27 protein-coding genes are annotated in these 22,767 nt (G+C 66.6%); 11 read left to right on the plus strand and 16 right to left on the minus strand.

Annotated features, from left to right (window positions below):
* Nucleotides 1–102 precede the first annotated feature (102 nt).
* The gene (locus G9465_RS02390; protein ID WP_166967186.1) at nucleotides 103–1,287 is read left to right on the plus strand and encodes an inorganic phosphate transporter; all 1,185 of its coding nucleotides are present in this window, start codon (nucleotides 103–105) and stop codon (nucleotides 1,285–1,287) included.
* Here G9465_RS02390 and G9465_RS02395 read toward each other — a convergent pair.
* Together G9465_RS02395 and G9465_RS02400 are read right to left on the minus strand one after the other, a co-directional pair.
* Entirely contained in the window at nucleotides 1,284–1,715 is a 432-nt protein-coding gene (locus G9465_RS02395; protein ID WP_166967188.1) for a universal stress protein, read from the minus strand. The genes G9465_RS02390 and G9465_RS02395 overlap by 4 nt on opposite strands.
* 241 nt (nucleotides 1,716–1,956) lie before the next feature.
* Nucleotides 1,957–2,172 (minus strand): hypothetical protein, encoded by a 216-nt coding sequence (locus G9465_RS02400; protein WP_166967190.1) that lies wholly within the window; start codon nucleotides 2,170–2,172, stop codon nucleotides 1,957–1,959.
* Between the two features lie 101 nt (nucleotides 2,173–2,273).
* On the opposite strand from G9465_RS02400, the gene G9465_RS02405 reads away from it, so the two are divergent.
* From G9465_RS02405 to G9465_RS02425, 6 genes are all read left to right on the plus strand, one after another.
* Nucleotides 2,274–2,882 carry an IMP cyclohydrolase gene (locus G9465_RS02405; RefSeq protein WP_166967192.1) on the plus strand — a complete coding sequence of 203 codons (609 nt, stop codon included), beginning with the start codon at nucleotides 2,274–2,276 and terminating at the stop codon, nucleotides 2,880–2,882.
* 77 nt (nucleotides 2,883–2,959) lie between these two features.
* Nucleotides 2,960–3,649: a metallophosphoesterase gene (locus G9465_RS02410; RefSeq protein ID WP_166967194.1), complete on the plus strand. Its 690-nt coding sequence runs from the start codon at nucleotides 2,960–2,962 to the stop codon at nucleotides 3,647–3,649.
* Between the two features lie 229 nt (nucleotides 3,650–3,878).
* A complete protein-coding gene (locus tag G9465_RS25505) occupies nucleotides 3,879–4,031 on the plus strand; it encodes an AsnC family transcriptional regulator (protein ID WP_227015678.1) in 153 nt (50 codons plus the stop codon).
* A 54-nt stretch (nucleotides 4,032–4,085) separates the two neighbouring features.
* Nucleotides 4,086–4,397 (plus strand): hypothetical protein, encoded by a 312-nt coding sequence (locus G9465_RS25510; protein WP_227015680.1) that lies wholly within the window; start codon nucleotides 4,086–4,088, stop codon nucleotides 4,395–4,397.
* 315 nt (nucleotides 4,398–4,712) lie between these two features.
* Nucleotides 4,713–4,943, plus strand: a complete 231-nt coding sequence (locus G9465_RS02420) for a hypothetical protein (protein ID WP_166967196.1) — start codon at nucleotides 4,713–4,715, stop codon at nucleotides 4,941–4,943.
* 12 nt (nucleotides 4,944–4,955) lie between these two features.
* Nucleotides 4,956–5,774, plus strand: a complete 819-nt coding sequence (locus tag G9465_RS02425; protein WP_166967198.1) for a TrmB family transcriptional regulator — start codon at nucleotides 4,956–4,958, stop codon at nucleotides 5,772–5,774.
* A 372-nt stretch (nucleotides 5,775–6,146) separates the two neighbouring features.
* On the opposite strand, the gene G9465_RS02430 is transcribed toward G9465_RS02425, so the two are convergent.
* Nucleotides 6,147–7,322, minus strand: a complete 1,176-nt coding sequence (locus G9465_RS02430) for an aspartate kinase (protein ID WP_166967200.1) — start codon at nucleotides 7,320–7,322, stop codon at nucleotides 6,147–6,149.
* A gap of 143 nt (nucleotides 7,323–7,465) precedes the next feature.
* On the opposite strand from G9465_RS02430, the gene G9465_RS02435 reads away from it, so the two are divergent.
* Complete coding sequence (locus G9465_RS02435) at nucleotides 7,466–7,870, plus strand: hypothetical protein (RefSeq protein ID WP_166967202.1); 405 nt, start codon at nucleotides 7,466–7,468, stop codon at nucleotides 7,868–7,870.
* A gap of 218 nt (nucleotides 7,871–8,088) precedes the next feature.
* On the opposite strand, the gene G9465_RS02440 is transcribed toward G9465_RS02435, so the two are convergent.
* From G9465_RS02440 to G9465_RS02460, 5 genes are all read right to left on the minus strand, one after another.
* On the minus strand, nucleotides 8,089–9,072 hold the full coding sequence (locus G9465_RS02440; RefSeq protein WP_166967204.1) for a YndJ family protein: 984 nt from the start codon (nucleotides 9,070–9,072) through the stop codon (nucleotides 8,089–8,091).
* Nucleotides 9,069–9,734: a DUF4166 domain-containing protein gene (locus G9465_RS02445; RefSeq protein WP_166967206.1), complete on the minus strand. Its 666-nt coding sequence runs from the start codon at nucleotides 9,732–9,734 to the stop codon at nucleotides 9,069–9,071. The genes G9465_RS02440 and G9465_RS02445 overlap by 4 nt, the downstream gene beginning before the upstream one ends.
* A gap of 136 nt (nucleotides 9,735–9,870) precedes the next feature.
* Nucleotides 9,871–11,133, minus strand: a complete 1,263-nt coding sequence (thrC, locus tag G9465_RS02450; RefSeq protein ID WP_166967208.1) for a threonine synthase — start codon at nucleotides 11,131–11,133, stop codon at nucleotides 9,871–9,873.
* A 141-nt stretch (nucleotides 11,134–11,274) separates the two neighbouring features.
* Nucleotides 11,275–11,661, minus strand: coding sequence for a helix-turn-helix domain-containing protein (locus G9465_RS02455; protein ID WP_166967211.1), 387 nt, complete (start codon nucleotides 11,659–11,661; stop codon nucleotides 11,275–11,277).
* Between the two features lie 77 nt (nucleotides 11,662–11,738).
* Complete coding sequence (locus G9465_RS02460; protein WP_166967213.1) at nucleotides 11,739–11,969, minus strand: hypothetical protein; 231 nt, start codon at nucleotides 11,967–11,969, stop codon at nucleotides 11,739–11,741.
* Between the two features lie 212 nt (nucleotides 11,970–12,181).
* On the opposite strand from G9465_RS02460, the gene G9465_RS02465 reads away from it, so the two are divergent.
* The 3 genes from G9465_RS02465 (at nucleotide 12,182) to G9465_RS02475 (ending at nucleotide 14,854) form a co-directional block, all read left to right on the plus strand.
* On the plus strand, nucleotides 12,182–14,251 hold the full coding sequence (locus G9465_RS02465; protein ID WP_166967215.1) for a halocyanin domain-containing protein: 2,070 nt from the start codon (nucleotides 12,182–12,184) through the stop codon (nucleotides 14,249–14,251).
* Nucleotides 14,252–14,411: 160 nt separating this feature from the next.
* A complete protein-coding gene (locus G9465_RS02470; RefSeq protein ID WP_166967217.1) occupies nucleotides 14,412–14,573 on the plus strand; it encodes a hypothetical protein in 162 nt (53 codons plus the stop codon).
* Between the two features lie 101 nt (nucleotides 14,574–14,674).
* Complete coding sequence (locus tag G9465_RS02475; protein ID WP_166967219.1) at nucleotides 14,675–14,854, plus strand: UPF0175 family protein; 180 nt, start codon at nucleotides 14,675–14,677, stop codon at nucleotides 14,852–14,854.
* A gap of 114 nt (nucleotides 14,855–14,968) precedes the next feature.
* Here G9465_RS02475 and argF read toward each other — a convergent pair whose 3' ends face one another.
* From argF to argH, 8 genes are all read right to left on the minus strand, one after another.
* Nucleotides 14,969–15,856 carry an ornithine carbamoyltransferase gene (gene argF / locus G9465_RS02480; RefSeq protein ID WP_166967222.1) on the minus strand — a complete coding sequence of 296 codons (888 nt, stop codon included), beginning with the start codon at nucleotides 15,854–15,856 and terminating at the stop codon, nucleotides 14,969–14,971.
* A gap of 2 nt (nucleotides 15,857–15,858) precedes the next feature.
* Nucleotides 15,859–16,914 (minus strand): [LysW]-lysine hydrolase, encoded by a 1,056-nt coding sequence (locus tag G9465_RS02485; protein ID WP_166967224.1) that lies wholly within the window; start codon nucleotides 16,912–16,914, stop codon nucleotides 15,859–15,861.
* Complete coding sequence (locus tag G9465_RS02490; protein WP_166967226.1) at nucleotides 16,911–18,038, minus strand: aspartate aminotransferase family protein; 1,128 nt, start codon at nucleotides 18,036–18,038, stop codon at nucleotides 16,911–16,913. The genes G9465_RS02485 and G9465_RS02490 overlap by 4 nt, the downstream gene beginning before the upstream one ends.
* A complete protein-coding gene (locus tag G9465_RS02495; protein ID WP_166967228.1) occupies nucleotides 18,035–18,913 on the minus strand; it encodes an acetylglutamate/acetylaminoadipate kinase in 879 nt (292 codons plus the stop codon). Before G9465_RS02495 ends, G9465_RS02490 begins: the two co-directional genes overlap by 4 nt.
* Before the next feature lie 18 nt (nucleotides 18,914–18,931).
* Nucleotides 18,932–19,969 carry an N-acetyl-gamma-glutamyl-phosphate reductase gene (gene argC, locus G9465_RS02500; protein ID WP_166967230.1) on the minus strand — a complete coding sequence of 346 codons (1,038 nt, stop codon included), beginning with the start codon at nucleotides 19,967–19,969 and terminating at the stop codon, nucleotides 18,932–18,934.
* The gene (lysX, locus tag G9465_RS02505) at nucleotides 19,966–20,859 is read right to left on the minus strand and encodes a lysine biosynthesis protein LysX (RefSeq protein ID WP_166967232.1); all 894 of its coding nucleotides are present in this window, start codon (nucleotides 20,857–20,859) and stop codon (nucleotides 19,966–19,968) included. Before lysX ends, argC begins: the two co-directional genes overlap by 4 nt.
* 84 nt (nucleotides 20,860–20,943) lie before the next feature.
* Nucleotides 20,944–21,108 (minus strand): lysine biosynthesis protein LysW, encoded by a 165-nt coding sequence (gene lysW, locus G9465_RS02510; RefSeq protein ID WP_166967234.1) that lies wholly within the window; start codon nucleotides 21,106–21,108, stop codon nucleotides 20,944–20,946.
* A gap of 165 nt (nucleotides 21,109–21,273) precedes the next feature.
* Nucleotides 21,274–22,767: an argininosuccinate lyase gene (gene argH, locus G9465_RS02515; RefSeq protein ID WP_166967236.1), complete on the minus strand. Its 1,494-nt coding sequence runs from the start codon at nucleotides 22,765–22,767 to the stop codon at nucleotides 21,274–21,276.

The following is a 22,767-nucleotide window of genomic DNA, read 5'->3' on the forward strand; positions in this document are numbered from 1 at the left end:
GTTCACTGACGCGACCGCCGGCCGCGGGAACGTTTATCGGGCGGGCGCGTGAACGCTCGCCAATGAATACGACGCGAGCGGACCGGGAGGGCTGAGTCGTCGGTGGCGGGACTCGTCTTCTGGGCGCTGGTCGTCCTCGCGACGGTCACGGGACTCGTGACCGCGTGGACGCTCGGCGCCAACAGCAACTCGCCGCCGTTCGCGCCGGCCATCGGCGCCAACGCCATCTCGACGATGCGAGCGGCCTTCCTCATCGGCATCCTCGCGGCGTTGGGCGCGCTCACGCAAGGCGGGAGCATCTCCGAGACGGTCGGTGCTGGACTCATCGACGGCGTCCAGATCACGTCGCTCGCGGCGACGACCGGCCTGCTGACGGCCACGCTGTTCATGGCCTTTGGCATCTACAGCGGCTACCCCGTTCCCGCCGCGTTCGCGACGACGGGCGCGATGGTCGGCGTCGGCCTCTCGCTGGGCGGCGCGCCCGTCTTCGACACCTACCGGCAAATCGCGACGTTCTGGGTTCTCGTCCCGCCGGTCTCCGGTGGGCTGGCGTACCTCACCGCCACGATACTTCGCCGTGACGACATCCCCGAGACGGTCGGCGTCCCACTGCTTGCGGCCGTCGTGGGCGGCATCGTCGCCAACGTGCAGTTGAGCGTCATCCCCGCGCCGGCCGACGCCACGCAGAACTCCATCGCCGGGTTCTTCGCGATGCTCGTCCCCCTGCCCGGCATCACCGCCCTCGTGACGGCCCTCGCGGCCGTCGCGAGTTTCCTGTTCATCCGTCGGCGCACCCAGCAGTCGGTCGATAAGGGCATCAAGACGTTTCTCGTCGTCCTCGGGAGCGTCGTCGCCTTCTCCAGCGGCGGGAGCCAGGTCGGACTGGCGACCGGGCCCCTCGAAAACCTCTACCGCGTGGAACTGGGCCTTCCGGGCCTGCTGTTGCTCGGCCTCGGTGCCGTCGGCATCCTCGGCGGCGCGTGGATGGGCGCGCCCAGACTGTTACAGGCCACCGCCCGCGAGTACGCCCAACTCGGGGTCAGGCGCTCTATCGCCGCACTGGTCCCGGGCTTTATCATCGCCCAGACGGCCATCGCGCTGGGCATCCCCATCTCGTTCAACAACATCATCATCTCGGGAGTCATCGGCGGCGGCCTCGCCGGCGGGTCGGCGGGCGTCTCCCGGCGCAAGATTGGAGTGACGGTCGGCTTCTGGGTGCTCACCCTCGTCAGTTCGGTCGCCGTCGGGTTCGGCCTCTACCGGGCGTTCGCGACGGTACTGGGCTAGCGGACGACGGTCACCGTCACCGGGGCCTCGCCCACGACGGCCGTCGCCACCGTCCCGAGCAGTCGTCGGGCCAGTTCGTTCCGGTCTCCGCCGTGTCCGCCCATCACGATCTGGTCGACGTCGTTGGCCGCGGCGTAGTCGAGAATCGTCTCGGCGGGATCGCCCGTCTCCACCACCGTCTCGACGGTGCGGTCGAATTCGGCGGCGCGGCGTTCGGCCTGTTCGACGAGACGGTCGGCCCGTGCTGTCGCCTCCTCGCGGCGCTCCTCGCCCGGTTCGAGAATCCCGCCCTCGCTCATGGCGCTGTCCAGCGGCGCGACGACGTTCAGCACCGTCAGCCGACAGTCGAACGTCTCTAGGGCGTGGACCAGCGCCTCGTCGGCCAGCGGCGAGCCATCGAGCGGAACGAGGACGTGTTCGGGCGCCATATCTCACCTCGTGTGGGGACGTACAAGAAGTCGGGTGGTGACGGCGCTATCGCTCGCGAGTTAGTGAACGGAGGAGAGTAGTTCCGGGAAGATTCGAACTTCCGTCGTTGCCCCCAGAAGGCAACAGGATTGGCCACTACCCCACGGAACTTTGACACGTTCGTCACTGGTTTCGCTCAGTGACGTACACTACCGTATAGCCGGCTGCTGTATTTCAGTGTTGCGGACTCGGGCCGGCGTGTCAGTCGTCGGCATCCGACGGGGTGCCGTCGGGCGGTCGGACGTGCGGTGGTTTCCCGTAGTGTTCTTTCCGATGACAGTTAGCACAGAGAACGACGCACTTCGCCATCTCGGCACGTCGCTTCGATTTGGCGTCGCCGTGAGTGACCATCTCGGAGACGGTCATCTCCTTGTCGGCGTCGGCCGGGTCGAAGCGTCGAGCGGTGAGGTCGGTCACGGCAGCAGTTCGGCCAGCCGACACTTCAACAGGGGGCGACAGTGGCAACCGCGTCCGGCAGAATCGACACGGCTTTTGCGGGCTGGCCGCCACCGTCGGGTATGTACGTCGGACGCTTCGTCGTCGTCGGCCCCGAGGTAGGCGCCTACCGCGTCTCCTCGCGGTCGTTCCCGAACCGGCAGGCAGTACAGCGAGACGGGACCGTCACCGTCGAACCGACTCCGGACGCACCGGAGACGGACAACCCCTACATCTCCTACAACGGCGTCCGCGTGACCGAGCGCGGTGCCGTGGTCGGCAACGGCTCGCACGTCGACCCTATCGCGGAGAAACTCGAACTGGGCTACCCCGCACGGGACGCCCTCGCCGAACCGCTACTCTCGCTTGACTTCGAGAAGGACGACTACGACACGCCCCGCATCGCCGGCATCGTCGGCGTCGACGCCGAGGACCCCACGACGAACGCCGACGGCCCGGGCGCGGTCATCGGCACCGTCCGTCGAGACGCCCTCCTCGTCGAGGAGGTCACCGAACCGACGCTCGTGGCCACCTACGAAGAGGATAGCCCGACGGCGTTCGACCTCGACGCGACGGCCGCCGAGGCGGCCGCCCGCGAGGTGTACGACCACGAGTTCGAACACGCGGTCTGTGCGGCCGGCGTCAACGGCGCGGCCGGCGACTTCGACGTCTCGGTGTACAACGGCGAGTGACGGCCGCAGTCGGCCGACCACCACAGTACGTGATGCAGTGCCGACACTCAAGACCCCTCACCCGCTAGAACAACACAATGAAGGTAGGCGTTCTCTCAGACATCCACGGCAACCGGGTGGCCCTAGAAGCGGTACTCGCGGACATGCCGTCGGTCGACCGGCTGGTCTGTGCGGGCGACGTCGTCGGGTACAACCCGTGGCACGCCGACTGCGTCGACGCGATGCGCGGACTGCTGGACGGCGAGGACTACTGGCCCGACAGCGAGGTGCCGACAGTGATGGGCAACCACGACCGGGCCGTCGCCGGCGAGACGCCGTTCGCGTTCAACGGGATGGCACAGGCCGGCGTCGAACACGCCCGCGAGCAACTCGACGAGGCGCAACTCGACTGGCTCGCAGGCCTCCCCGACGAACGCCTGACGTGTAACGACCGGGTGAAACTCGTCCACGGCCACCCCGAGGACCCGGACCACTACACCTACCCCGACGAGTTCGGGCCAGACCTCCTCGGCGAGGAGGACGTCCTCGTGATGGGCCACACCCACCACCAGCACCACGAGGTGTACGACGAGGGTATCGTGATGAACCCCGGGAGCGTCGGACAACCGCGTGACGGCGACCACCGCGCCGCCTACGCCGTCCTCGACCTCGATTCGATGACCGTCGTGGACCGCCGCGTCGAGTACGACACCACCGAGGTCGTCCACGCCGTCGAGGACGCCGGCCTCCCCCGGAAAATCGGGTTCCGACTGACCCAAGGGCGGTAAATGGTCGGTCTGGAACGCGGGACAGTCGCACTCGGACAATCCCGGCGCGGCGACACAGCAATATACCCCGATAGCGAGTGTCATACAAATTTCACATAGCCTTGGTTTCGGATAATAGAGCGTGGATCTTCCGCTCGGTAGGTGTGGGGAGGTATCGGACGAACTGGTTCAATCTATGCTAGTGAAGGACCCGTGCGGACTTTTCAGTCGGACCGTCCAAGGACACGGTATGGACGGCATTCAAATCGACGACGTGGACCGGAGCATCCTGCACCAACTCCAACTCAACGCCCGCCAGACCGATACGGAGATCGCCGAGAAGGTGGATGTGACCTCCACGACGGTCCGGAATCGGCTCGACAAACTCGAAGACGGGGCGTGATTCGGGCTATCGCCCGAGATCAACTACGAGCAAGCGGGCTACCCTCTCCACGTCATGTTCGTCTGCACGGTCAATCCGAACAAGGTGGACTCGCTGACCGAAGAGATCCTCGGCATTCGCGGTGTGGTGACCACCCGCGATTTGCTTGGGGGCGAACGAAATGTCCACGTCGAGGTCGTCGCCGACACGGTCGGAGAGATCGAAGAGATCCGCAACGAACTAGCGGACTTGGGCCTGACGATCAACAGTTCTGAGATCATCTCCGAGACACGGGTCCAGTCATGGGACCACTTCTATCCACGGCCGGGCCCCGACGCGCGCCAGGACGACGACATCGACGACGGGTCGGTCACCGATCAAGGATAGTCGGGGATTGCTTGAAATTTTCAAATATATCCGTGTCTATTGGCTCTGAGTTCGCACTTAGATTTCAATATATCCACAGATAACTGGTTGGGGTTGAATTTTACAAATGTGTCGATTATATGCGTAGAAGAGCTTATTCGTTAGCTCGTTCTTGCCACGGTATGGCCGAATCAACCGAGGCGGTAACCAATAATTGTAGTACATCGGCAGATCGCGTTCGTCGGTACGTCCCGGACTCCCTCGACGAGATCGCGCCGTGTCTCCGGTTGATGGCCGACCACGAAGACAAACTGCCAGCGGGGTGGCCATAACCCAATGAGCCGGCGTCTCAACACGTGGCTCTCCCGACTCGGTGGGCCCACACAGGCCGAGACACCGTCCTCTCGCGACGACTCCGAGGACGAGGCCACCACGGCCCTGTTTTCGTGCCCTGCCTGTGAGGCGACGTACATCAGCGAGGAGATGGACGCCTGCTCGAAGTGTGGAGAGTCAGTCAGTCAAATCCCGACCAAGCGTGAATTAGCCCTCTCAACCAGTCAGATATGACAGGACCACCTAATGGCAGCTGAGCAACGTAAAGCCGAGACGGTGAGTCTGTTGCAGGACCTCGGGCTGAAGGAGTACGAGGCACGGAGTTTCCTGGCATTGACCCAACTCTCAAGGGGGACCGCCAAGGAAATCAGCGAGATCTCCGAGGTCCCTCGGACCCGGGTGTACGACGCCGTCCGAGTGCTGGAGTCAAAGGGGCTGGTCGAAGTGCAGCACTCCAGCCCCCAACAGTTTCGCGCGGTTAGCATCGAGGAGGCGACCGCGGTCTTGCGTCAACAGTACGACACGCGGATCGACACCCTCCAGTCACAGCTCGAAGCGCTCGATTACCAACCGGAAGTCGACGACAGCGACCGAATGCAGGAGGTATGGGCGCTGTCCGGTCACGATGGCATCGAGTCCCGGACACACACGCTGCTGGAGGACGCCGAATCGGAGATCGTCTTGTTGGTCGTCGAGGAGGAAATTTTGACGGAGGCGTTGTACGAGCGGCTCCACGACGCGGTCGACCGCGGCGTCGACGTGATCATCGGTGGCGGGACGGACGCAATCATCGCCAAACTCGGTACCGAGCTGCCATCCGTGAAAGTGTTCGAAACCGAATTGGACTGGCTCCTGGGGCCCGCGAGCGACGACGAGATCGCCATCAGCCGCCTGCTATTGGTCGACCGCACGACGTTGTTGGTCAGTTCCTTCTACCCGGACGCCGACCCCGACGAATCACATGAGCAGGCGGTCTTCGCTAACGGCCTGGAGAACGGTATCGTCGTCCTCCTTCGCCGAATAATCTCCTCGGGTCTGCTCCCCGTTGCGAACCCGGTGAGGTAGCCAGTCAGCGGTTCCCGGGCCAGGCTGCGCGAACAGAATGATGACGAAAGGCACCGTATTGAGCGATTCATCGGCTCACATTTCAGGGGACTGTGAGTGATTCTATAACACCTTCCAGTAAGAAACCGCCGTGTGTCGAACGGATACCAGAGCAGACGCTCCCGGAATGAGATAGCCAGAGTAATGACCGTCTCCGGCCGGGAGTGCACTCAGCGCACGACCCGCCGTCAGAGCGTCGCTCACGAAGACGGGGGAGGGCAGGCACGCGGGTGGAAAGTCAGCAGTCGGCATACCGCGTGAGCGGTGCGCGGTCGCTTGCGATCGCGAATAGACGAACGGCGCGAAGCGCCGTGAGTCAGCGAGCGTGGTTTCCTAGAAAACGCCCTGCACCAGTTCGAGGGCCTGCTCGCGGTCGTCCCACGGGACGAACACCGATACCGAAGTCGCGGAGGTGACGACGTCGTAGAGGTGGATGTGCGCTTCGGCGAGCGGTCGGGTGACGCGGTAGGGAAGCGCGTGTTCGCTGGGGTCGCCGCCGGTGACGCGGATGACCGCGATGTCGTCCTCGACGGTGACAGAGGAGAGCGTCTCGTCGTCGACGATTTCGTCGTGAAGCAGCGCCTCCACCTCGTCGGCGTCCTCGGCGTCGACGTAGAAGGTTAGCGAGTCCATCCCCGAGGAGTTAGCCTCGATGTTGATATCCTCGTTACCGATGGCGCTTGACAGTTCCGCGAGGATACCGGGGCTGTTGCGTATGGCGCGCCCGGCGACGGTGACACAGGCAACCGGTTGCTCCTGCAGGTCGATGAGGTTCTGGAACTCGCCCTCGATGGAGGTGCCGCCGGTGAGCAGGTCGCCGTGCTGGTAGTGGGTGACCCGAACCCCGAGGTTCGCGTCCTTGTACGACAGCGCAGAGGGCGCGACGACTTCGGCCCCGCGGAAGGAGAGCGAGCGGAGTTCGTCGACGCTGATCTCGCCGACGTTCCGGGCGCCTTCGACGACGCGCGGGTCGCCGGTCATGACGCCCTCGACGTCGGTGACGATGACGACTTCGTCGGCGTCCATGTAGTTGCCGAGCATCACCGCCGTCGTGTCGGAGCCACCGCGGCCGAGCGTCGTCACGTTGCCCTCGTGGTCCTCCGCGAGGAACCCGGTGATGACCGGGACGACGTCTTTCATCTGGCCGGCCAGCGCGTGAGCGCGCTTTTTGGTCTCCTCGACGTCGACCTCGCCGTACTCGTCGGTGATGATGGGCCAGTCCTCGCTGCCGGGTTCGAGGAAGACGGCCTCGATGCCGCGGGCCGCCAGTGCGCCCTTGAGCATCCGGACGGAGGTCCGTTCGCCCATGGAGACGATTTCGGCACGGTCCTCGTCGGCGGCTTCGTACTCGATGCCCTCCAGCAGTTCGTCGGTCGTGTTGCCCATCGCCGAGGCGACGACGCCGACTTCGTGACCCTGCTGGACCGCGGCCGCGATGGAGTCTGCGGCCCGGTTGATTCGGTCGCCGCTGCCGAGGCTAGTGCCCCCGAACTTCGCGACTACGCGCATCGAACCACCTGTGCCGTGTGTGATTGAGTCATGCCCCCGCGTTCGCCGCCGCTCGGGATAACTGTGTTCATCTGGCCCGATTCCGGCGTCGGATGGTACTGTCCGACACACCGTTTATTTACGTGGGGCACACAGTCACAGCCATGGAGATACGTGACGCTGTCGAGGCCGACGCCGGGCGTCTCGCCGACCTCGCAGACAGTCCTCCGGACGTGATGCGCAACCTCGTCCACGACCGAACGGTGCGAGTCGCCACAGACGGGAACACAGAGGGCATCGTGGGATTCGTCAGCTACGACGCCAAACGGGGCACCGTCCACGTCACGCAACTCGCCGGGTCGACCGACGCCTGCGAACGACTGCTCGACGAACCCATCTCCTTTGCCGAACGAGAACGGATGGACGTCGAACTGCTCGTCCCCGACGGCGAGTCGGCCGTCGAGGCCGCCGTCGAGGCGACGGGATTTACACGCACGGGACAGGGGCCCCGGTTCGAGGGGAAACCGACGGTCCGGTATCGCCTCGAACCGAGCCGCGCCGAGCAGTAGTCGACTCACCACGAGCGGTAGTCTGTCGCCACGAGCGGTGGTCGGTACGGTCGGCCCAGATCACCGACGCACTCGTCGTCCTCGTTACGTTCGTCCCCGCGGAGTACAGCGGCGTCCTCGACGATGCGACGACCGACGGAACCGCGGCGCGCCGGACGCCCTCGACAGGAACGCCTGCACGAGGCGTCGCTGACAGTCGAGTTGCCAAAGAGAGAGGGTCACGCGACGCCCGCTGGCACCGCGAGACGCCACCCGACCAGCCCCAGCAAGGCAAAGCCGAAGGCGTTGAGCGAGCCGTGGAGCGCCACCATCGTGGCGATGTCGAGGCCGAGGTCCGTCCCGGAGAACGTCGCGACGCCGTAGCCCAGCGCCAGCGCCATCGACGCCGGGAGCGCGACGGCCGACGCGCCGAGCAACAGTCCCTGCACTCGCGACCGGGCCGGCGCGACCCGGGCGAGGACGTACCCGCCGAACAGCGCGACGGCGACGGTGAAGCCGCCGACAGCCACCACTTCGACGAGCGGCGAGAACGAGATACCGACGGCGATGATGGCCGGGCCGACCAGAATCACGCCCGCGAGGGACGAGAACCCCCCGGACAACGGCGAGAGGACGCGGCCCGAGAGCCCAACGAGCACCGGGAGGACGAACCCGGCATAGTGAAAGTGCACCGCCGTGAGCAGGACGATGGTTCGACCGAACCAGAACGTGAGGTCCAGCTGATACAACAGGAGCGCCACCGCGCCGACCGAGACGTACGCGAGACCGGCGTCGACGGCCGTCTCGGGCAGTTCGAGGCCGCCGCGAGCGCGCGTTCGGGCGACGGCGGCGAGGCCGAGCAGTCCGGTCACGAGGAGCCACGGCGCGGCCAGTGCGGTGGCCGTCACCTCGCCGACGGGACGTGCCAGCGACGCCGTGAACAGGACGGCACCGACTGGCTGAAGCCAGACGGCGGCGCGGACGACGTATCCGGCGGTGCCCCGGAACGGCGGCGTCGCGGCCATGCCGACGCCGAGGGGCACGAGGACGAGCGGTGCGAGTGTGAGCGCCCGTTCGACCGGCCCGAGGCCGGCGACGAGGACGGCCGCGACCCAGACGAGGGCGCCGAACACGGCGCTCAGGTCGGTCACGGCGATGCCGACGACGGTCGGCCGGGAGGCCGCTGCCCTCGCCGTCGACCCCCGGCCGAACGACTCGCTCATCGCGGCGGGAGCGTCGGCAGGCGGCGAATCGGTCGGAGGTCTGCCACCTCGTCTCGCTCGGTCAGTTCCTGCGTGAACGACCCTCGGTAGCTGAGGATGTGGCCGGCCAGCGCGTTCTCGACGGTGGCGAGGACGTAGTAGCACTCGCCGGCGTCGTCATAGCGGTCACGGACCTCCACGTCGGCGGCGAGGGGGCTGGGGAGCCGAACGTAGTGGTCGCCAAGATGGACCCACTGGCGGCCAGCCTCGACGACGAGCGCGCCGGCCTCGACGCGAGGGTGCAGTTCCGTGGCGATGGGACCGCCCCGCCCCAGAAAGTCGAGCAGACGCTCGCCGTCGGCGTCCCACACCGTCACCGAGTCGAAACGCCGCGTCTTGCCGCCGAACTCGAACGTTCGTCGGGTCGTCATCGCTTCGTGGCCGTCGAGGTCATAGCCCACCGTCGTCACCGAGAACGGGATATCGTGGCCGGCCTCGGGAAACAGCATGTCGCGAGCCGTCATCGCGTACAGCGCCGGGAGGACGTGCGTACCGCGGGAGACGTCCATCTCGCCGCGACCGACCGTGACGCCGTCCTCGGTGCCGATGCTGTAGCGCTCGCGGACCTTCGGGTGCAGGTCGTCGGCCGCCTCGCCCAGCGCCCGTTCGTAGACGCCGGTCATCGCTCCCCCCGGTCACGAGGTGTGCCTGTGGGCGTCGGACGGTCCGGTCGGTCCCGGCGTGTATCGGCCATGTCGAGTTAGGTTCGCCCGTGCGGGTGATAAGAATTGCCTGCTACCGGGGCGAGTGGCCGGTCGGTCAGTTCTCGGCCAGATGCTCCAGTACGGCCTCCGTGCTGTTGGCGACGGGTTCGGGGTCGTTGCCCGCCTCGGCGGCCGCATCGGGGTCCTTGAGCAGGTGGCCCGTGGTCAGACAGACCACCGATTCGTCGTCTCCGACGACGCCGCGCTCGCGGAGTTTCCGGAGGCCGGCGAGCGAGGCGGCGGAGGCCGGTTCGACGCCGACACCCTCGCCAGCGAGGTCACGCTGGGCCTCGGTGATCTCCTCGTCGGAGACGGCGACGGCCGTCCCGCCGGTCTCGCGGATGCCCGGCAGGGCCTTCGGGGCGTTGACGGGGTTGCCGATGCGGATTGCCGTCGCGCGGGTCTCGACGTGTTCCCAGCGGCGGGTCTCGTCGAGGCCCTCCTCGATGGCCTCGACCATCGGGGCGGCGCCCTCGGCCTGTGCGCCGGTAATCTTCGGCACCTCGTCCTCGGTGATGGCACCGGCCTTGACGAGTTCGCGGAAGCACTTGTACAGCGCCGCGGTGTTGCCGGCGTTGCCGACCGGCAGGACGATTCGGTCGGGGTACTCGCCGTAGTCGGCGTAGTGCTCTTCCATGATTTCGAGGCCGATTGTCTTCTGTCCCTCCAGTCGGAACGGGTTCAGCGAGTTCAGGAGGTACGCCTCGCCTCGCTGAGCGAGGTCCTGTACGATGTCGAGACACTGGTCGAAGTTGCCGTCGACTTCGAGGATTCGGGCCTTGTGCAGGGCCGCCTGTGCGATTTTACCGGCGGCGACCTTTCCGGCGGGGAGGAGGACGAGCGTCTCCATCCCGCCACGGGCGCCGTAGGCCGCGAGCGCCGCGGAGGTGTTCCCGGTCGAGGCACAGGCCAGTCGGCCGACGCCGACCTCTTTGGCGACCCGGACGCCGACGGTCATGCCGCGGTCCTTGAACGACCCGGTGGGGTTCATCCCCTCGTGTTTGACGCGGAGGCTCTCGACGCCCACCTCGTCCTCGATGCGCGGGACGCGGTGGAGCGGCGTGTTCCCCTCCGGGAGGGTGACGCCGACGTCGAACGGTAGCGCGTTGTGGTAGCGCCAGACGCCCGACCCCTCGCCCTCGAAGTCCTCGAAGGTAGGCAGGTCGGCGTACCGGACCTCCAGCAGGCCGTCGCAGTGGTCGCAGGTGTAGCGGACGTCCTCGAAGGGCGCGAACGACTCGCCGCACTCGATGCAGGCGAGCCAGACGCCGTCGTCGGCCGCCGACGGCACGTCGTCGGTGAGTTGCAGGTCAGCCATTGTTCGACGCCATGGTCCCACCGGGCAAAAGTCGGACGGTTGTCGGCCGCAGCGGCAATCAGCGAGCGGCGTTACGGAACGGGTGGTCGGTCAGCCGACACGGACGGGACCGTCCGGCGACGAGAAGTGACAGTGCATACGCTAGTCGTTGCTGGCGTCGAACTCGTCGATGCGGTCGTGGACCGCCGCGGTCCACTGGTCCAGCGTCTCGTGCATCAACTCGCGGGCCTCGTCGAGCGGCGTCGCGGTGTACTGATAGACGTGGCCGCCGCCGTCCAGCAAGCGTCGTTCGCGCTTCGCGAGGCCCTTCTCGCGGAGCGTCGACAGCGAGCGGTTGACGTTCGAACGGTCCCGGTCGAGTTCGGCGGCGAGTTCCTCGACGGTGCTACCCGGGGTGTCGAGCAGCGTCCGATAGGTCCGGACCTCGTGTCGCTGGACGCCGAAAACGCAGGCCATCACCTCGTCGAGCGGCGGTTCGTCGTCGACCATGAGTTCGCGGAAGGCGTCGGGCGATGGGTCGATTGCCATGTGCGGACGGATAGGCACGCGCCACGCATAAACGGGGCCGTTACCTGTAGCTCACCGGGTGAAGCCGGCGTTACCGCTCACTCCCGCCCGTAGCCCTGCCGCTCTAAACAGGTCCGCATCTCCTCGCGCGAGTCGTGTTTGTGCAGTCGCGTCGGGGTATCGCAGTACCAGACGCCGTCGTAACGCAGCGTCACCTCGTGGGACTCCCCGAGGAACTCCGTGCGGACGACGACCCGCTGGCCGTCTTCGAGCGCGTCCAGTAGCGCTTCGACGTCGGCTTCGCCGGCGTCGACGACGAGTGGCTCCATTGCGTGGCGGTACCAGCGCCATCGGTTTATACTGTCGGGCACTCACACCTGAGTTATCAACTCCCGGACGAGAGCGTGTGTCACACGGGCGCACGACCGGCGAACAGTTATGCTCGCCGGTCGCTCCACCTATCTAACCGTTCCCCGTCGGTGTGTCGGTGCCACGCTGGCGAGGTACCGCTATTTCCCAGAGTTGGGTAGCCCGGCATACGATGCACGACAGACGCACGGTCCTCGCGGGGACGTTCGGGACGCTGGCGGCGCTCGCCGGCTGTCAGGGCCTCGGCGGGACGGAGACGACGCCTACGGACGCGGCGACGGACGCCTCGACGCGAACGCCCACCGGGACACCGACCGAAACCAGTAGCGGTAGCGACGTCGACTACGGCGGTTGGTTCTCCGACACCGACAACTTCGACGGGACGACCGACCTGCGCGGCGAGTCGTCGGTGACCGTCGCCGTCGGCGCGGAGGGCAACGGCGGGGCCTTCGCGTTCGACCCGCCGGCCATCCACGTCGACCCCGGAACGACGGTCGTCTGGGAGTGGACCGGCAACGGCGGGAGCCACAACGTCGTCGCCGAGGACGGGTCCTTCGAGAGCGGCGACCCGGTCGGGGAGGCCAGTGCGGCGTACGAGCGCTCGTTCGACAGCGAGGGCATCCACCTGTACTTCTGTAATCCCCACCGCTCGCTCGGGATGAAAGGCGCCGTCGTCGTCGGCGACCCCTCGGGCGGTGGCGGTGGCCAGACCGAGGCCTACGACTTCGCGGCGGCGACGTTCGACGCCTACTGGTACTCGCTGTACAACATGAGCACGAACATCGCCATGAGCGGCAACGGCGTCCCCTTCCCGCTGAACGAGCAGATGGAACAGATGCGGGACCAGCGCCTTCCTGCGATGCTCGAACGGGCCGCGGTCGAGCGCCCGCCGATTACGGACCCCAATCTCTCGTTTGCGGCGTTTACCGAGGGCGACCCACACTTCACGCAGCGGCCGGTACTGGAAGACGATACCGGCCGACCGGACGCGAAGACGCTCGCGTGGGACAAGAGCGAGTCCTCCGGCGTCGTCAGCCCATCGTCGCTGGCGTGGACACACCTCAAGGGCGTCACCTGGGCGAAGAACTTCCAGAAGCACTTCGATCTGCTGCCGACAGAGATGGCCCCACGGTTCCGGGCCCAGTTGCTCTCGACGCTGGGACAGATAGGTATCAACGCCGCGATTCTCGTCGGCGGGTCCCGCGGGAACGGGGCGTTGACCCACGGCGATAGCTGGGAGTTCCTCTCGGAGTACCGGCCGGCCGAGGGCCGTATCGAGGACGAGACGCGTCGACCCCATCACCACGCCGCGATGACGTGGTTCCTCTCGGATATGAGTAGCCTCGCACAGAACGGCTGGTTCGGGTACGTCAACCCCCGGCCGCTGCTTCCCAGCGAGGCCGGTGCGGACGCCGTCTTCGAGACGGACGTCGGGATACAGGAAATTACCGACGGGGTCGCCCGGACGACGATGGACCTGTTCAGTCCCGAGGACGTGGCCCAACAGGAGTCGACCCGCTCGGTCGGACTGATGCTCGGTGCGATCGGGTACTACGGGCCGCAGGCTGGCACCGAGGACGACCTGAGTGCCGCCGCCGACTACGCGAACGGCCTCGCGAGCGTCGTCCAGTCGAACCTCGCGGGCAACGGGAAAGTCGAGAACGGCGCGGCCAATCAGGCGGCCACGCAGGGCATGGTGGCACAGGGCCTGCTGTGGGCCTCCCAGATGGACGGCGTCGACCACACCGACACCGCCGGCGACGTGGTCGGCTACATGGTCGACGAACTGTGGGACGACGACGCCGGCACCTTCGCCTCCGGGACGGGCGATTCGACGTACGCCATCACCGCGCGGGACGCCGGGGACATCACCGGCGGTCTCAACGCCGCCGACGCCGTGTTGGGGAACTCGGACGTGCGACCGCTGTTCGCGCGCTTCTTCGACAGCACGTTCAACACCGGCCGACTCCAGCGTGCCCAGCGGCCGCCGTCGGTGAGCCAGTCGAAGGGGAACGAACCGCCGCTCCCGCCGAAGGCCGGCGGCGAGTTCGGGCAGGCCAGCGTCTACAACGGGGAAGTCGCGTACGACACCGAGGCCGGCGAGTGGTCGGTCACCGACGACCGGTTCTACACCGCCGACGCCCTCTATCTCGCCAATCAGGACATCTGGGTCGGTAACTGGGGCGGCGAGTTCTACCAGGGCCGTGGTGTGCCCGGACAGAGCGACGACCCGCCGAACTGACGGCTCGGGTGCCAACCGTTCCCAAACGTATCGAAAAGGGTAGCGTTTCGAGTGGAACCGGGCGATTCAGGCACGGCCGAAACTGTGTCGACAGGTCACGAACGTATCGAAAAGGGTAGCGTTTCGAGTGGAACCGGACGATTCAGGCACGGCCGAAACTGTGTCGACAGGTCACGAACGTATCGAAAAGGGTAGCGTTTCGGGTGGAGCCAAGCAGTCCATCGGCGACGACGTGGGCGTCACCGTCGTCAACCCGACGGAAGTCCGCTCGACGTTCGGCAGCGAGGAGGAAAAAATGTTCGTCCACCTATGCAACCCATAACAGTACATATGTAGTGTTTTTCCTAGTTGGCCAAAAAATCTAGCCACAGTTTGCCACAGAATGTTTAATACCTAGTGCTGCTAGTCAGCAGACGTTGGAGAATGTCATCCAAGTCCTTCACGACGGCGCTGACACTGTACCGTAGCAGGACGTACACGCTGGAGCAGGCGGCCGGGTTCAGCGGACTTTCGACCGGCGAGATGGCGTCCGCACTCCGGTCGCGCGGCATCGACGTGCGTGAAGCAGACGAGCAGTCGCTCCCGGAGAGCGTCGGCAGATAAGGCGTTCGAGTCGCTCCGGTCCGCGCGAGACCTCGGAAAAACCGCTCGCCCTATGTCGCGGCTACGCCGCTCGATATTCGAGGTCGCCCCGCGACCTCGCTTCGCTCCCGACTCTCAGTTCTGCTCGGCCAGCCACGCAAGCAGCCCTTTCTGAGCGTGCAGGCGGTTCTCCGCCTGGTCCCAGACGACGGCGTTGTCACTCTCGATGACCGCGTCGGTGACCTCCTCGCCGCGGTGGGCGGGCAGGCAGTGCATGAGCGTGCGGTCGCCCAGCAGGTCCGTGGTAATCTGGAACCCGTCGAAGTCGTCCAGTTTCTCGTGGCGGCGGTCTTCCTGTCCCATACTGACGAAGACGTCCGTGTAGACGACGTCGGCCCCGTCGACGGCCGCCTCGGGGTCGTTCGTGGTCTCGGGGACGTTCCCGAACTCGGCGGCCCGGTCCAGTACCTCGTCGGACACCTCGTAGCCCGCAGGCGTGGCGACGGTGAGGTCGAGACCCGTCATCGCCGCGCCCAACACGAACGACTGGCAGACGTTGTTGCCGTCGCCGACCCACGCCACGTTCACGTCGAACCCGCCGAACTTCTCGCGAATCGTCAGCAGGTCGGCGAGCGTCTGACAGGGGTGGGCGTCGTCGGTCAGCGCGTTGATGACCGGCACGTCGCTGTACGCGGCCAGTTCCTCGACGTCCTCGTGGTCGAAGACGCGGGCCATCACGAAGTCGACGTAGCGGGCCAACGCTCGCGACGTGTCCTTGACCGGTTCGCCGTGGCCCAGATGGATGTCGTCGGGGCCGAGAAAGAGGGCGTGGCCGCCCAGTTGGGTCATCCCAGTCTCGAAGGACACGCGGGTTCGCGTCGAGGGTTTCTCGAATATCATCCCCAGCGTCTGCTGGTCCAGCAGGTCCTCGTAGTCGGCCGGGTCGGCCTTGATCTCGGCCGCGCGAGAGAGCACGGCGGACAGTTCGTCGGTCGTGAGGTCGTCGACGTCGAGCAGGTGCATAGTTACAGGAGGCGTTCGGTGACGTCCGTAAGGACGCCGACCGCGCGGTCGTACTCCGCGAGGTGGATGTGTTCGTTCGGCGCGTGGTCGAGGTCGGAGTCGCCGGGGCCGTAGGTCGCCATCGGGCAGTCCCACGCCTTCGCGAAGACGTTCATGTCGCTGGTGCCGGTCTTGCGGAGCAGCGTCGGGTCGCCGCCGTGCTGGCGGATAGCGGCCCGGAACGCCCGAGCGACCGGGGTCCGGGGACTCTGCATCACGGGTTCGATCGTGTCGTCCCAATGGACGGAGCCGTTGGTGAGGTGACCGTCGGCGATTTCGCGAATCTCGTCGGTGGTGTACTCCGGGGGGACCCGTAGCTGTACGACCATCGTCGCCTCGACGGAGAGGCCGTCCTCGGAGATGCCGCCGTCGATGTCGACGGGCTTGCAGGTGACCCGCTCGAAGACGGGCACCCACTCGTCGGGGTCGAACTCGTCCTCGACGGCGGCCCACCAGTCGATGGCGTCTTGGATGGCGTTGTTCTCCGGGCGCGAGGAGTGGCCGGACTCGCTGGTGGCGACGTAGGTCCCACCGAGCAGTCCCCGGTACCCCAGCGTGATGCCCTCCCAACCGGAGGGCTCGCCGTTGACGACGGCGTCCGGTTCGGCGCCGCGGTCCTCGACGAGGTACCGAGCGCCGCGGGAGTCGACCTCCTCGCCGACGACGCCGACGAAAGAGGCCCCGGTTCGGACGGCGGCGACGGCCATCGAACACAGCGGTCCCTTGGCGTCGACGCTGCCGCGGCCCCACAGCACGTCGCCCTCGTCGGTTTCCTCGATACGGACCGGAATGTCCCCCGGTACGGTGTCGATGTGGGACGTCAGGAGGACGCCGTCGTCGGCCGGCGCGCGCACGTTGCCGATGTCGTCTATCCACACCTCGCGGTCGTGGGCCTCGAAGAACTCGACGAGACGTTCGGCGGCCTCGCGTTCCTCGGGGGTGACCGAGGGGATGCGGACGACGGCTTCGAGCAGTTCACGGGCCGCTGTATCGGCCTCCTCGCCGACTGCTTCGCTCATCCCACCACCTCGGCCATGGCGTCGACCACCTCGTCGGCATGGGCCTCGTCGATGGTCAGCGGCGGGAGCAGACGCACGACGGTCCGGCCCGCGGGCAGCGCGAGGATGCCGTGATTCAGCGCGAGTTGCTTCAATGCCTTGTTCGCACCGCGGCCGACTTCGACGCCGATCATCAGTCCTTCGCCGCGGATGTCCCGCACCTCGTCGCCGATGGCCGCCGCCAGTTCCGTCTGTAGGTACTCGCCCATGGCGGCGGCGTTCTCGGGGACGTCGTCCTCGACGATGGTCGAGACTGTCGCCCCGGCGGCCGCCGAGATGACCGGGCCACCGGAGAACGTCGAGGCGTGTGAGCCGTAGTTCTCGGCGATCCAGTCGCGACACAGCGTCGCACCGACGGGGAAGCCGTTGCCCAGCCCCTTCGCCGACGTAATCATGTCTGGCGTGACGTTCGCCCGCTGAGAGTTCCACAGCGCGCCGGTTCGGCCCATGCCGGTCTGGACCTCGTCGAAGATGAGCGCCGTGCCAGCGTCCTCGGTAATCTCGCGGGCCGCGTCGAGGTACCCCGTCGACGCGGGGTTGATGCCGCCCTCGCCCTGTACGGGTTCGACGATGAACGCGGCGGTGTCCTCGTCGACCGCTTCGTCCAGCGCTTCGGCGTCGTCGTAGGGGACGAACTCCACGTCGCCGATGAGCGGTTCGTAGGGCTTCTTGTACTTGTTCTTCCACGTGGTCGCGAGCGACCCCATGGTGCGGCCGTGAAAGCCCTTCATCGTCGCGACGATTTTGGAGTTCCCGGTCGCAGAGCGCGCGAACTTCAGCGCCGCCTCGTTGGCCTCTGTCCCGGAGTTACAGAGCCACGTCTTGTCGATGGGGTCCGGGGCGGTGTCGGCGAGCAGTTCGTACAGGGCCGTCCGCTGGGCGTTGGGGTAGGAAGCCTGTACGTAGGTCAGTTTCTCGAACTGCTCGGTGACCGCGTCCTGTACCGCGGGGTGGCCGTGGCCGAGGGGGACGCAGGCGTAGGACGCACCCATGTCGAGGTACTCCGTACCGTCGTCGCCGTAGACGTAGGCACCGTCGCCGCGTTCTATCTGGATGGGTTTCTCGTTGAAGACGAAGCCGCTCATTGGTCTGCCTCCTGAACTGCGCTCGCTTGCACGTGTGTCCCGTCGCCGTCAAGCGCCGACAGGATGGGGTTGTCGGCGTTGGCGTCCGCGACTACCGCTTCGGGCGCGCCGCCGGAGAGTGCCTCCTCGGCGGCCATTATCTTCCGACCCATGAACCCCTCGGCGGCGGCTTCGAGATCCGCCCACTCCTCGCTCGTCTCGACCGACTCGATGAGCGTCGCGGGGTCGTCTGGGTCCTCGTAGACGCCCTCGACGTCGGTCAGGAGGACGAGCGTCGCGTCGAGTTCGGCGGCGATAGCCGCCGCCGAGCGGTCGGCGTCGGTGTTGACAGGGACGACCTGTTCTCGCGGCTCGTCGCCGCTCGAACCTTCCGAGGCGCTTCGCGCCTCGCTACCCGCCATCGGCGGCGCGGCGACGGGCGTGTAGCCGTCGTCCAACAGCGACCCCAAGAGGTCGCCGTTGACCTGCTTGATGGTGCCGGAGTGGTCGCCGCGCTTGATCTTCTTCTTGCCGTCCTCGACGACGCGGACGGCGGACTTGCGGGGGCCGTAGAGCAGTTTCCCGTCCACGCCGTTCAGACCGACGGCGTCGACGCCCTCGCTCTGGAGGCCGGCGACCAGTTGGGTGTTGAGGTGGCCGAAGGCCATCTCGAACACCTCCATCGTCGTCTCGTCGGTGAAGCGGCCGACGACGCCGCTCGGCGTCTCGACGTACTCCGGTTCGATGCCGAGTCGTTCGAGCGTCTCGTCGACTTTGGTCGAGCCGCCGTGAACCACGACGACCTGTTCGCCCTGCTCGACGAGTGATGCCACATCCGCGAGCGCCCCCGCTGGGTCAACAGCACGAGCGCCACCGACTTTGATAACTACTGTCATAGAAAGCTTCGTCAGGGATTACGGTGCGCCGACGGGGTGGAGTCCCTGGAACTCCAGACCCGCCGTCTCCTCGAGGCCGAGGGCGACGTTGGCGGCGTGGACCGCCTGCCCGGCCGACCCCTTCATCATGTTGTCGATGGCCGAGAACACGACCAGCCGCTTGTTGGCGGGGTCGAGTTCGAAGCCGACTTCCGCCTTGTTCGTCCCCGCGACGGCCTTCGGTTCGGGGTAGCGGTAGACGCCGCCACCGCCGGCGACCATCTCGACGAACGGTTCGTCCTCGTACTGGCCGCGGTAGGCCCCCCAGAGGTCGCCCTTCGAGACGGGACCGTCGGGGAAGACGTGACAGGTCGCGCTGGCGCCACGGACCATGTCCACCGCGTGGACGGTGAAGGAGACGTCGACGCCGAGGAACTGCTGAATCTCGGCCTCGTGACGGTGGCCCGTCGGGGCGTAAGGGCGGACGACGCCCGAGCGCTCGGGGTGGCTGGACGCCTCGCCGCCGCCGGCCCCGCCCTCGCTGGACCCGACCTTCACGTCGACGACTATCTGCTCGTCGCCGCTGAGAACGCCGTGTTCGAACAGCGGGAGCAGGCCCAAAATCGTCGCCGTGGCGTTACAGCCGCCGGAAGCGATGAGGTCCGCGCCCGCGAGGTTGTCGCGGTTGAGTTCCGGCAGCGCGTACTCGCTCTGTTCGAGCAGTTCGGGACGCGTGTGTCCGTCGTACCACTCGTCGTACTGTGCTTCGGTGTCCAGACGGAAGTCAGCCGAGAGGTCGACGACGGTGTCGGCCGCGTCCTGAAACTGGTCTATCTGCTCCATCGAGACGCCGTGGGGCGTCGCGGCGAACAGCACGTCCACCGATTCGAGGTCCTCGGGCGAGGAGAAGCGCAGGTCCGAGTGCCGGAGGTTCGGGTGCTGGTGGCCGACGGTCTTGTTCTCCTTCGACCGACTCGTGGCCTGTGCGAGTTCGAACTCGGGGTGGCCGTCGAGGATGCGGAGGAGTTCCCCGCCGGTGAACCCGGAGCCACCGACGACGCTTGCGGAGTACGTCATGCGGTGACCTCCGCGTCGCTCTCGCTTGCCGCCTTCGATTCGAGCCAGTCGACGACCGCTGCGGGCACGTCCACGTCGGTGACCTCGTTGAGCGCCTTGAACTCGACGGTGTGGTTGACCTCGTGGACCGTGTAGTCCTCGGGTTCCCCGTCGTCGCCGACGCCGACCTCCATCAGGTCGATGCCCAGCAGGCCGCCGCCGACGGCGTCGGAAGCCTTCTCGACCAGTTCGAGCGCGCGGTCGTCCAGTTCGAACTCGTTCGTCTCGGCACCCTTCGCGGCGTTGGTGAGCCAGTGGTCCGAGGAGCGGACCATCGCCGCGATGGGGTCGCCGTCGACGGCCAGCACGCGGATGTCCCGGCCGGGTTTGTCGACGAACTCCTGAACGTAGAATATCTTGTGCTCGTAGTGGCCGAGCGTCTCCTTGTGTTCGAGGATGGCCTCGGCGGCCGAGCGGGAGTCGATTTTCGCCATCAGACGACCCCACGACCCGACGACGGGCTTCAGCACGCACGGGTAGCCGAAGTCCTCGATGGATTCCAGCGCGGCGTCTTTCGTGAACGCCACGTCGGTGTTGGGCGTCGGGACGCCCGCCTCGACCAGCGCGAGGCTGTTTTTGACCTTGTCCGAACAGACCTCCGCGACGTCGGGGCCGTTGACGACCGGCACGTCGTAGGCCGCGGCGAACTTCGTCGCGTAGACGCTACGAGACGTCGCCAGACAGCGGTCGACGACGACGTCGAGACCCTCGAACTTCGCGGGAGGCTCGCTGATGTTGAACTGCTGTTTGCGGACGTCTATCTTCTCTATCTCGTGGTCACGGTCGCGCAGTTCCGAGAGCAGGAGCTTCTCGTCCCGGCGGATGCGCGAGTAGAGCATTCCGACTTTCATGCTGTGTCCTCCGTGTGTTCGCGGGTCGCGGCGTCACGGGTCACAGTCGTATGCGACGTAAAGCGCCGCGCCACCGCGAACACCTCACTCACCCCAGTCCTCTTCGAGCTCGGGTGCGGTGTCGAGCTCGACGGGGTCAGTGCCGACGACTTCGAGTTCGGCACCACAGGTCGCACAGTCGACGATCTCTCCGACTTCGAGGTTGTCGTGCAGGGAGACTTCCGCCCCGCACTCGATGCAGTCTGCCATTGTACCGTTCTCTCGCGCCCGCACCCACTTAAAATCTTCGAACCTATCAGTACCAATTAGTAACCCATACTGCCACCTAATGGCGTCTAAAAGCAAATTACCGCATGTTCTCGAACTCTGTATCAGATTTATGGTACAATCACCCCTCGCGGGGCTCGTCGTCGCTCACACATAGCGGTCGACCTCCGATAGACGGCGGTCGTGTGCGCGCTCCACGGCGTCGGCGGCCGTCTTGACAGTTTCGCGGTGGCCGGCGAGTACTTCTTCGGCGACCGATAGTTGGTCGGCCACGGCCTCGGGTGCGGGGCCACCGCGGGAGTCGCGCATGGCGACGCTCTCCGTGGGGTCCAGCGCGTTCTCGACGGCCTCCCGGTCGACGAACTGCGAGAGTGGGTCGCCGAGGACGTCCTCCGCGACGGCCGAGATGGCCTCGTAGTCCGGGGCGTCCTCCTCTGGACCGAGACCCGCCGCCGCCTCGGCCACCACTTCGTGGGCCGTGCGGAACGGGACGCCTGCCATCGCCAGCAAGTCCGCCACGCCCGTCGCGGTGGCGAACCCCTCGGTGGCCGCGGCCGCCAGCGTCTCGGCGGGCCACTCGGCCGTCGCGACCGCACCGGCCGCGACCTCGACGCTCTCGGTGACGCTGTCGATGGCGTCCCACGCGTGCCGGCCCGCGCGTTGCAGGTCGCGGTTGTACGCGCGGGGCTGGCCTTTGAGGTTCGTCAGCAAACCGTTCAACCCCGCCGTCGCGTCGCCGGTGCGACCGCGCACCAGTTCGAGCGTGTCGGGGTTCTTCTTCTGTGGCATTATCGAGGAGGTCGAGGCGTAGTCGTCGTCGAGTTCGACGTGTCCCTTGCTGGCCATCACGACGACGTCCTCCGCGAGACCGGAGAGCGTCGTCGCCAGCGTCGCGACGGCGCTCGTGACCTCCACGAGGAAGTCCCGCGTCGCCGAGGCGTCCATCGAGTTCTCGACCACTGAGTCGAAGCCGAGCAGTTCGGCGGTGCGCTCGCGGTCCACGTCGAAGGGCGTGCCGGCGAAGGCGGCCGACCCGAGCGGGTTCTGGTTGACGCGCTCGTAGGCGTCGAGCAATCGAGCGGTATCGCGCTGGAGCGCCTGTTCGTAGGACAGCACCCAGTGGGCCACCGTCGTCGGTTGTGCTGGCTGAAGGTGGGTGTAGCCGGGCATCACCGTCTCCGCTTCCGCACGGGCCACGTCCAGCAACTGTTCGCGGGCGCCGACGACCGTCTCGACCAGTTCGAGGATATCTTCGCGCAGGCGGTAGCGGATGCAGGCGGCCACCTCGTCGTTGCGCGAGCGGGCGGTGTGCATCTTCCCGCCCTCCGGTCCGACGCGGTCGATGACCGCGCTCTCGATGGCCTCGTGGACGTCCTCGCCGTCGGGGAGGGCGGCGTGGCCGGCCTCCTCGACGTCGTCCAGCGCCGACAGAATCTCGCCGACCGTCTCGCGGTCGACGACGTCCTGTTCTTCGAGCATGACGACGTGGGCGCGGTCCACCGCGAGGTCGGCTGCGAAGATGCGCTCGTCGTCGGCGAGCGAGGAGAGGAACGACCGCGCGGGCCCGCCCGCGAAGCGGTCGCGGCGGACCACCGTCTCGTCGTCCGGTTCGTGTCCGGCGTCGTCCTCTCCGTCGCTCAT

It is taken from the genome of Haloarcula sp. JP-L23, assembly GCF_011602445.1.
GTDB lineage: Archaea > Halobacteriota > Halobacteria > Halobacteriales > Haloarculaceae > Haloarcula > Haloarcula pellucida.

Coding starts and splice junctions, on each gene's coding strand:
- G9465_RS02395 (WP_166967188.1), bottom strand. CDS start 1,715: ATGGCGCCCGAACACGTCCTCGTTCCGCTCGATGGCTCGCCGCTGGCC.
- G9465_RS02405 (WP_166967192.1), top strand. CDS start 2,274: ATGTACGTCGGACGCTTCGTCGTCGTCGGCCCCGAGGTAGGCGCCTAC.
- G9465_RS02410 (WP_166967194.1), top strand. CDS start 2,960: ATGAAGGTAGGCGTTCTCTCAGACATCCACGGCAACCGGGTGGCCCTA.
- G9465_RS25505 (WP_227015678.1), top strand. CDS start 3,879: ATGGACGGCATTCAAATCGACGACGTGGACCGGAGCATCCTGCACCAA.
- G9465_RS25510 (WP_227015680.1), top strand. CDS start 4,086: ATGTTCGTCTGCACGGTCAATCCGAACAAGGTGGACTCGCTGACCGAA.
- G9465_RS02420 (WP_166967196.1), top strand. CDS start 4,713: ATGAGCCGGCGTCTCAACACGTGGCTCTCCCGACTCGGTGGGCCCACA.
- G9465_RS02425 (WP_166967198.1), top strand. CDS start 4,956: ATGGCAGCTGAGCAACGTAAAGCCGAGACGGTGAGTCTGTTGCAGGAC.
- G9465_RS02430 (WP_166967200.1), bottom strand. CDS start 7,322: ATGCGCGTAGTCGCGAAGTTCGGGGGCACTAGCCTCGGCAGCGGCGAC.
- G9465_RS02435 (WP_166967202.1), top strand. CDS start 7,466: ATGGAGATACGTGACGCTGTCGAGGCCGACGCCGGGCGTCTCGCCGAC.
- G9465_RS02440 (WP_166967204.1), bottom strand. CDS start 9,072: ATGAGCGAGTCGTTCGGCCGGGGGTCGACGGCGAGGGCAGCGGCCTCC.
- G9465_RS02445 (WP_166967206.1), bottom strand. CDS start 9,734: ATGACCGGCGTCTACGAACGGGCGCTGGGCGAGGCGGCCGACGACCTG.
- thrC (WP_166967208.1), bottom strand. CDS start 11,133: ATGGCTGACCTGCAACTCACCGACGACGTGCCGTCGGCGGCCGACGAC.
- G9465_RS02455 (WP_166967211.1), bottom strand. CDS start 11,661: ATGGCAATCGACCCATCGCCCGACGCCTTCCGCGAACTCATGGTCGAC.
- G9465_RS02460 (WP_166967213.1), bottom strand. CDS start 11,969: ATGGAGCCACTCGTCGTCGACGCCGGCGAAGCCGACGTCGAAGCGCTA.
- G9465_RS02465 (WP_166967215.1), top strand. CDS start 12,182: ATGCACGACAGACGCACGGTCCTCGCGGGGACGTTCGGGACGCTGGCG.
- G9465_RS02475 (WP_166967219.1), top strand. CDS start 14,675: ATGTCATCCAAGTCCTTCACGACGGCGCTGACACTGTACCGTAGCAGG.
- argF (WP_166967222.1), bottom strand. CDS start 15,856: ATGCACCTGCTCGACGTCGACGACCTCACGACCGACGAACTGTCCGCC.
- G9465_RS02485 (WP_166967224.1), bottom strand. CDS start 16,914: ATGAGCGAAGCAGTCGGCGAGGAGGCCGATACAGCGGCCCGTGAACTG.
- G9465_RS02490 (WP_166967226.1), bottom strand. CDS start 18,038: ATGAGCGGCTTCGTCTTCAACGAGAAACCCATCCAGATAGAACGCGGC.
- G9465_RS02495 (WP_166967228.1), bottom strand. CDS start 18,913: ATGACAGTAGTTATCAAAGTCGGTGGCGCTCGTGCTGTTGACCCAGCG.
- argC (WP_166967230.1), bottom strand. CDS start 19,969: ATGACGTACTCCGCAAGCGTCGTCGGTGGCTCCGGGTTCACCGGCGGG.
- lysX (WP_166967232.1), bottom strand. CDS start 20,859: ATGAAAGTCGGAATGCTCTACTCGCGCATCCGCCGGGACGAGAAGCTC.
- lysW (WP_166967234.1), bottom strand. CDS start 21,108: ATGGCAGACTGCATCGAGTGCGGGGCGGAAGTCTCCCTGCACGACAAC.
- argH (WP_166967236.1), bottom strand. CDS start 22,767: ATGAGCGACGGAGAGGACGACGCCGGACACGAACCGGACGACGAGACG.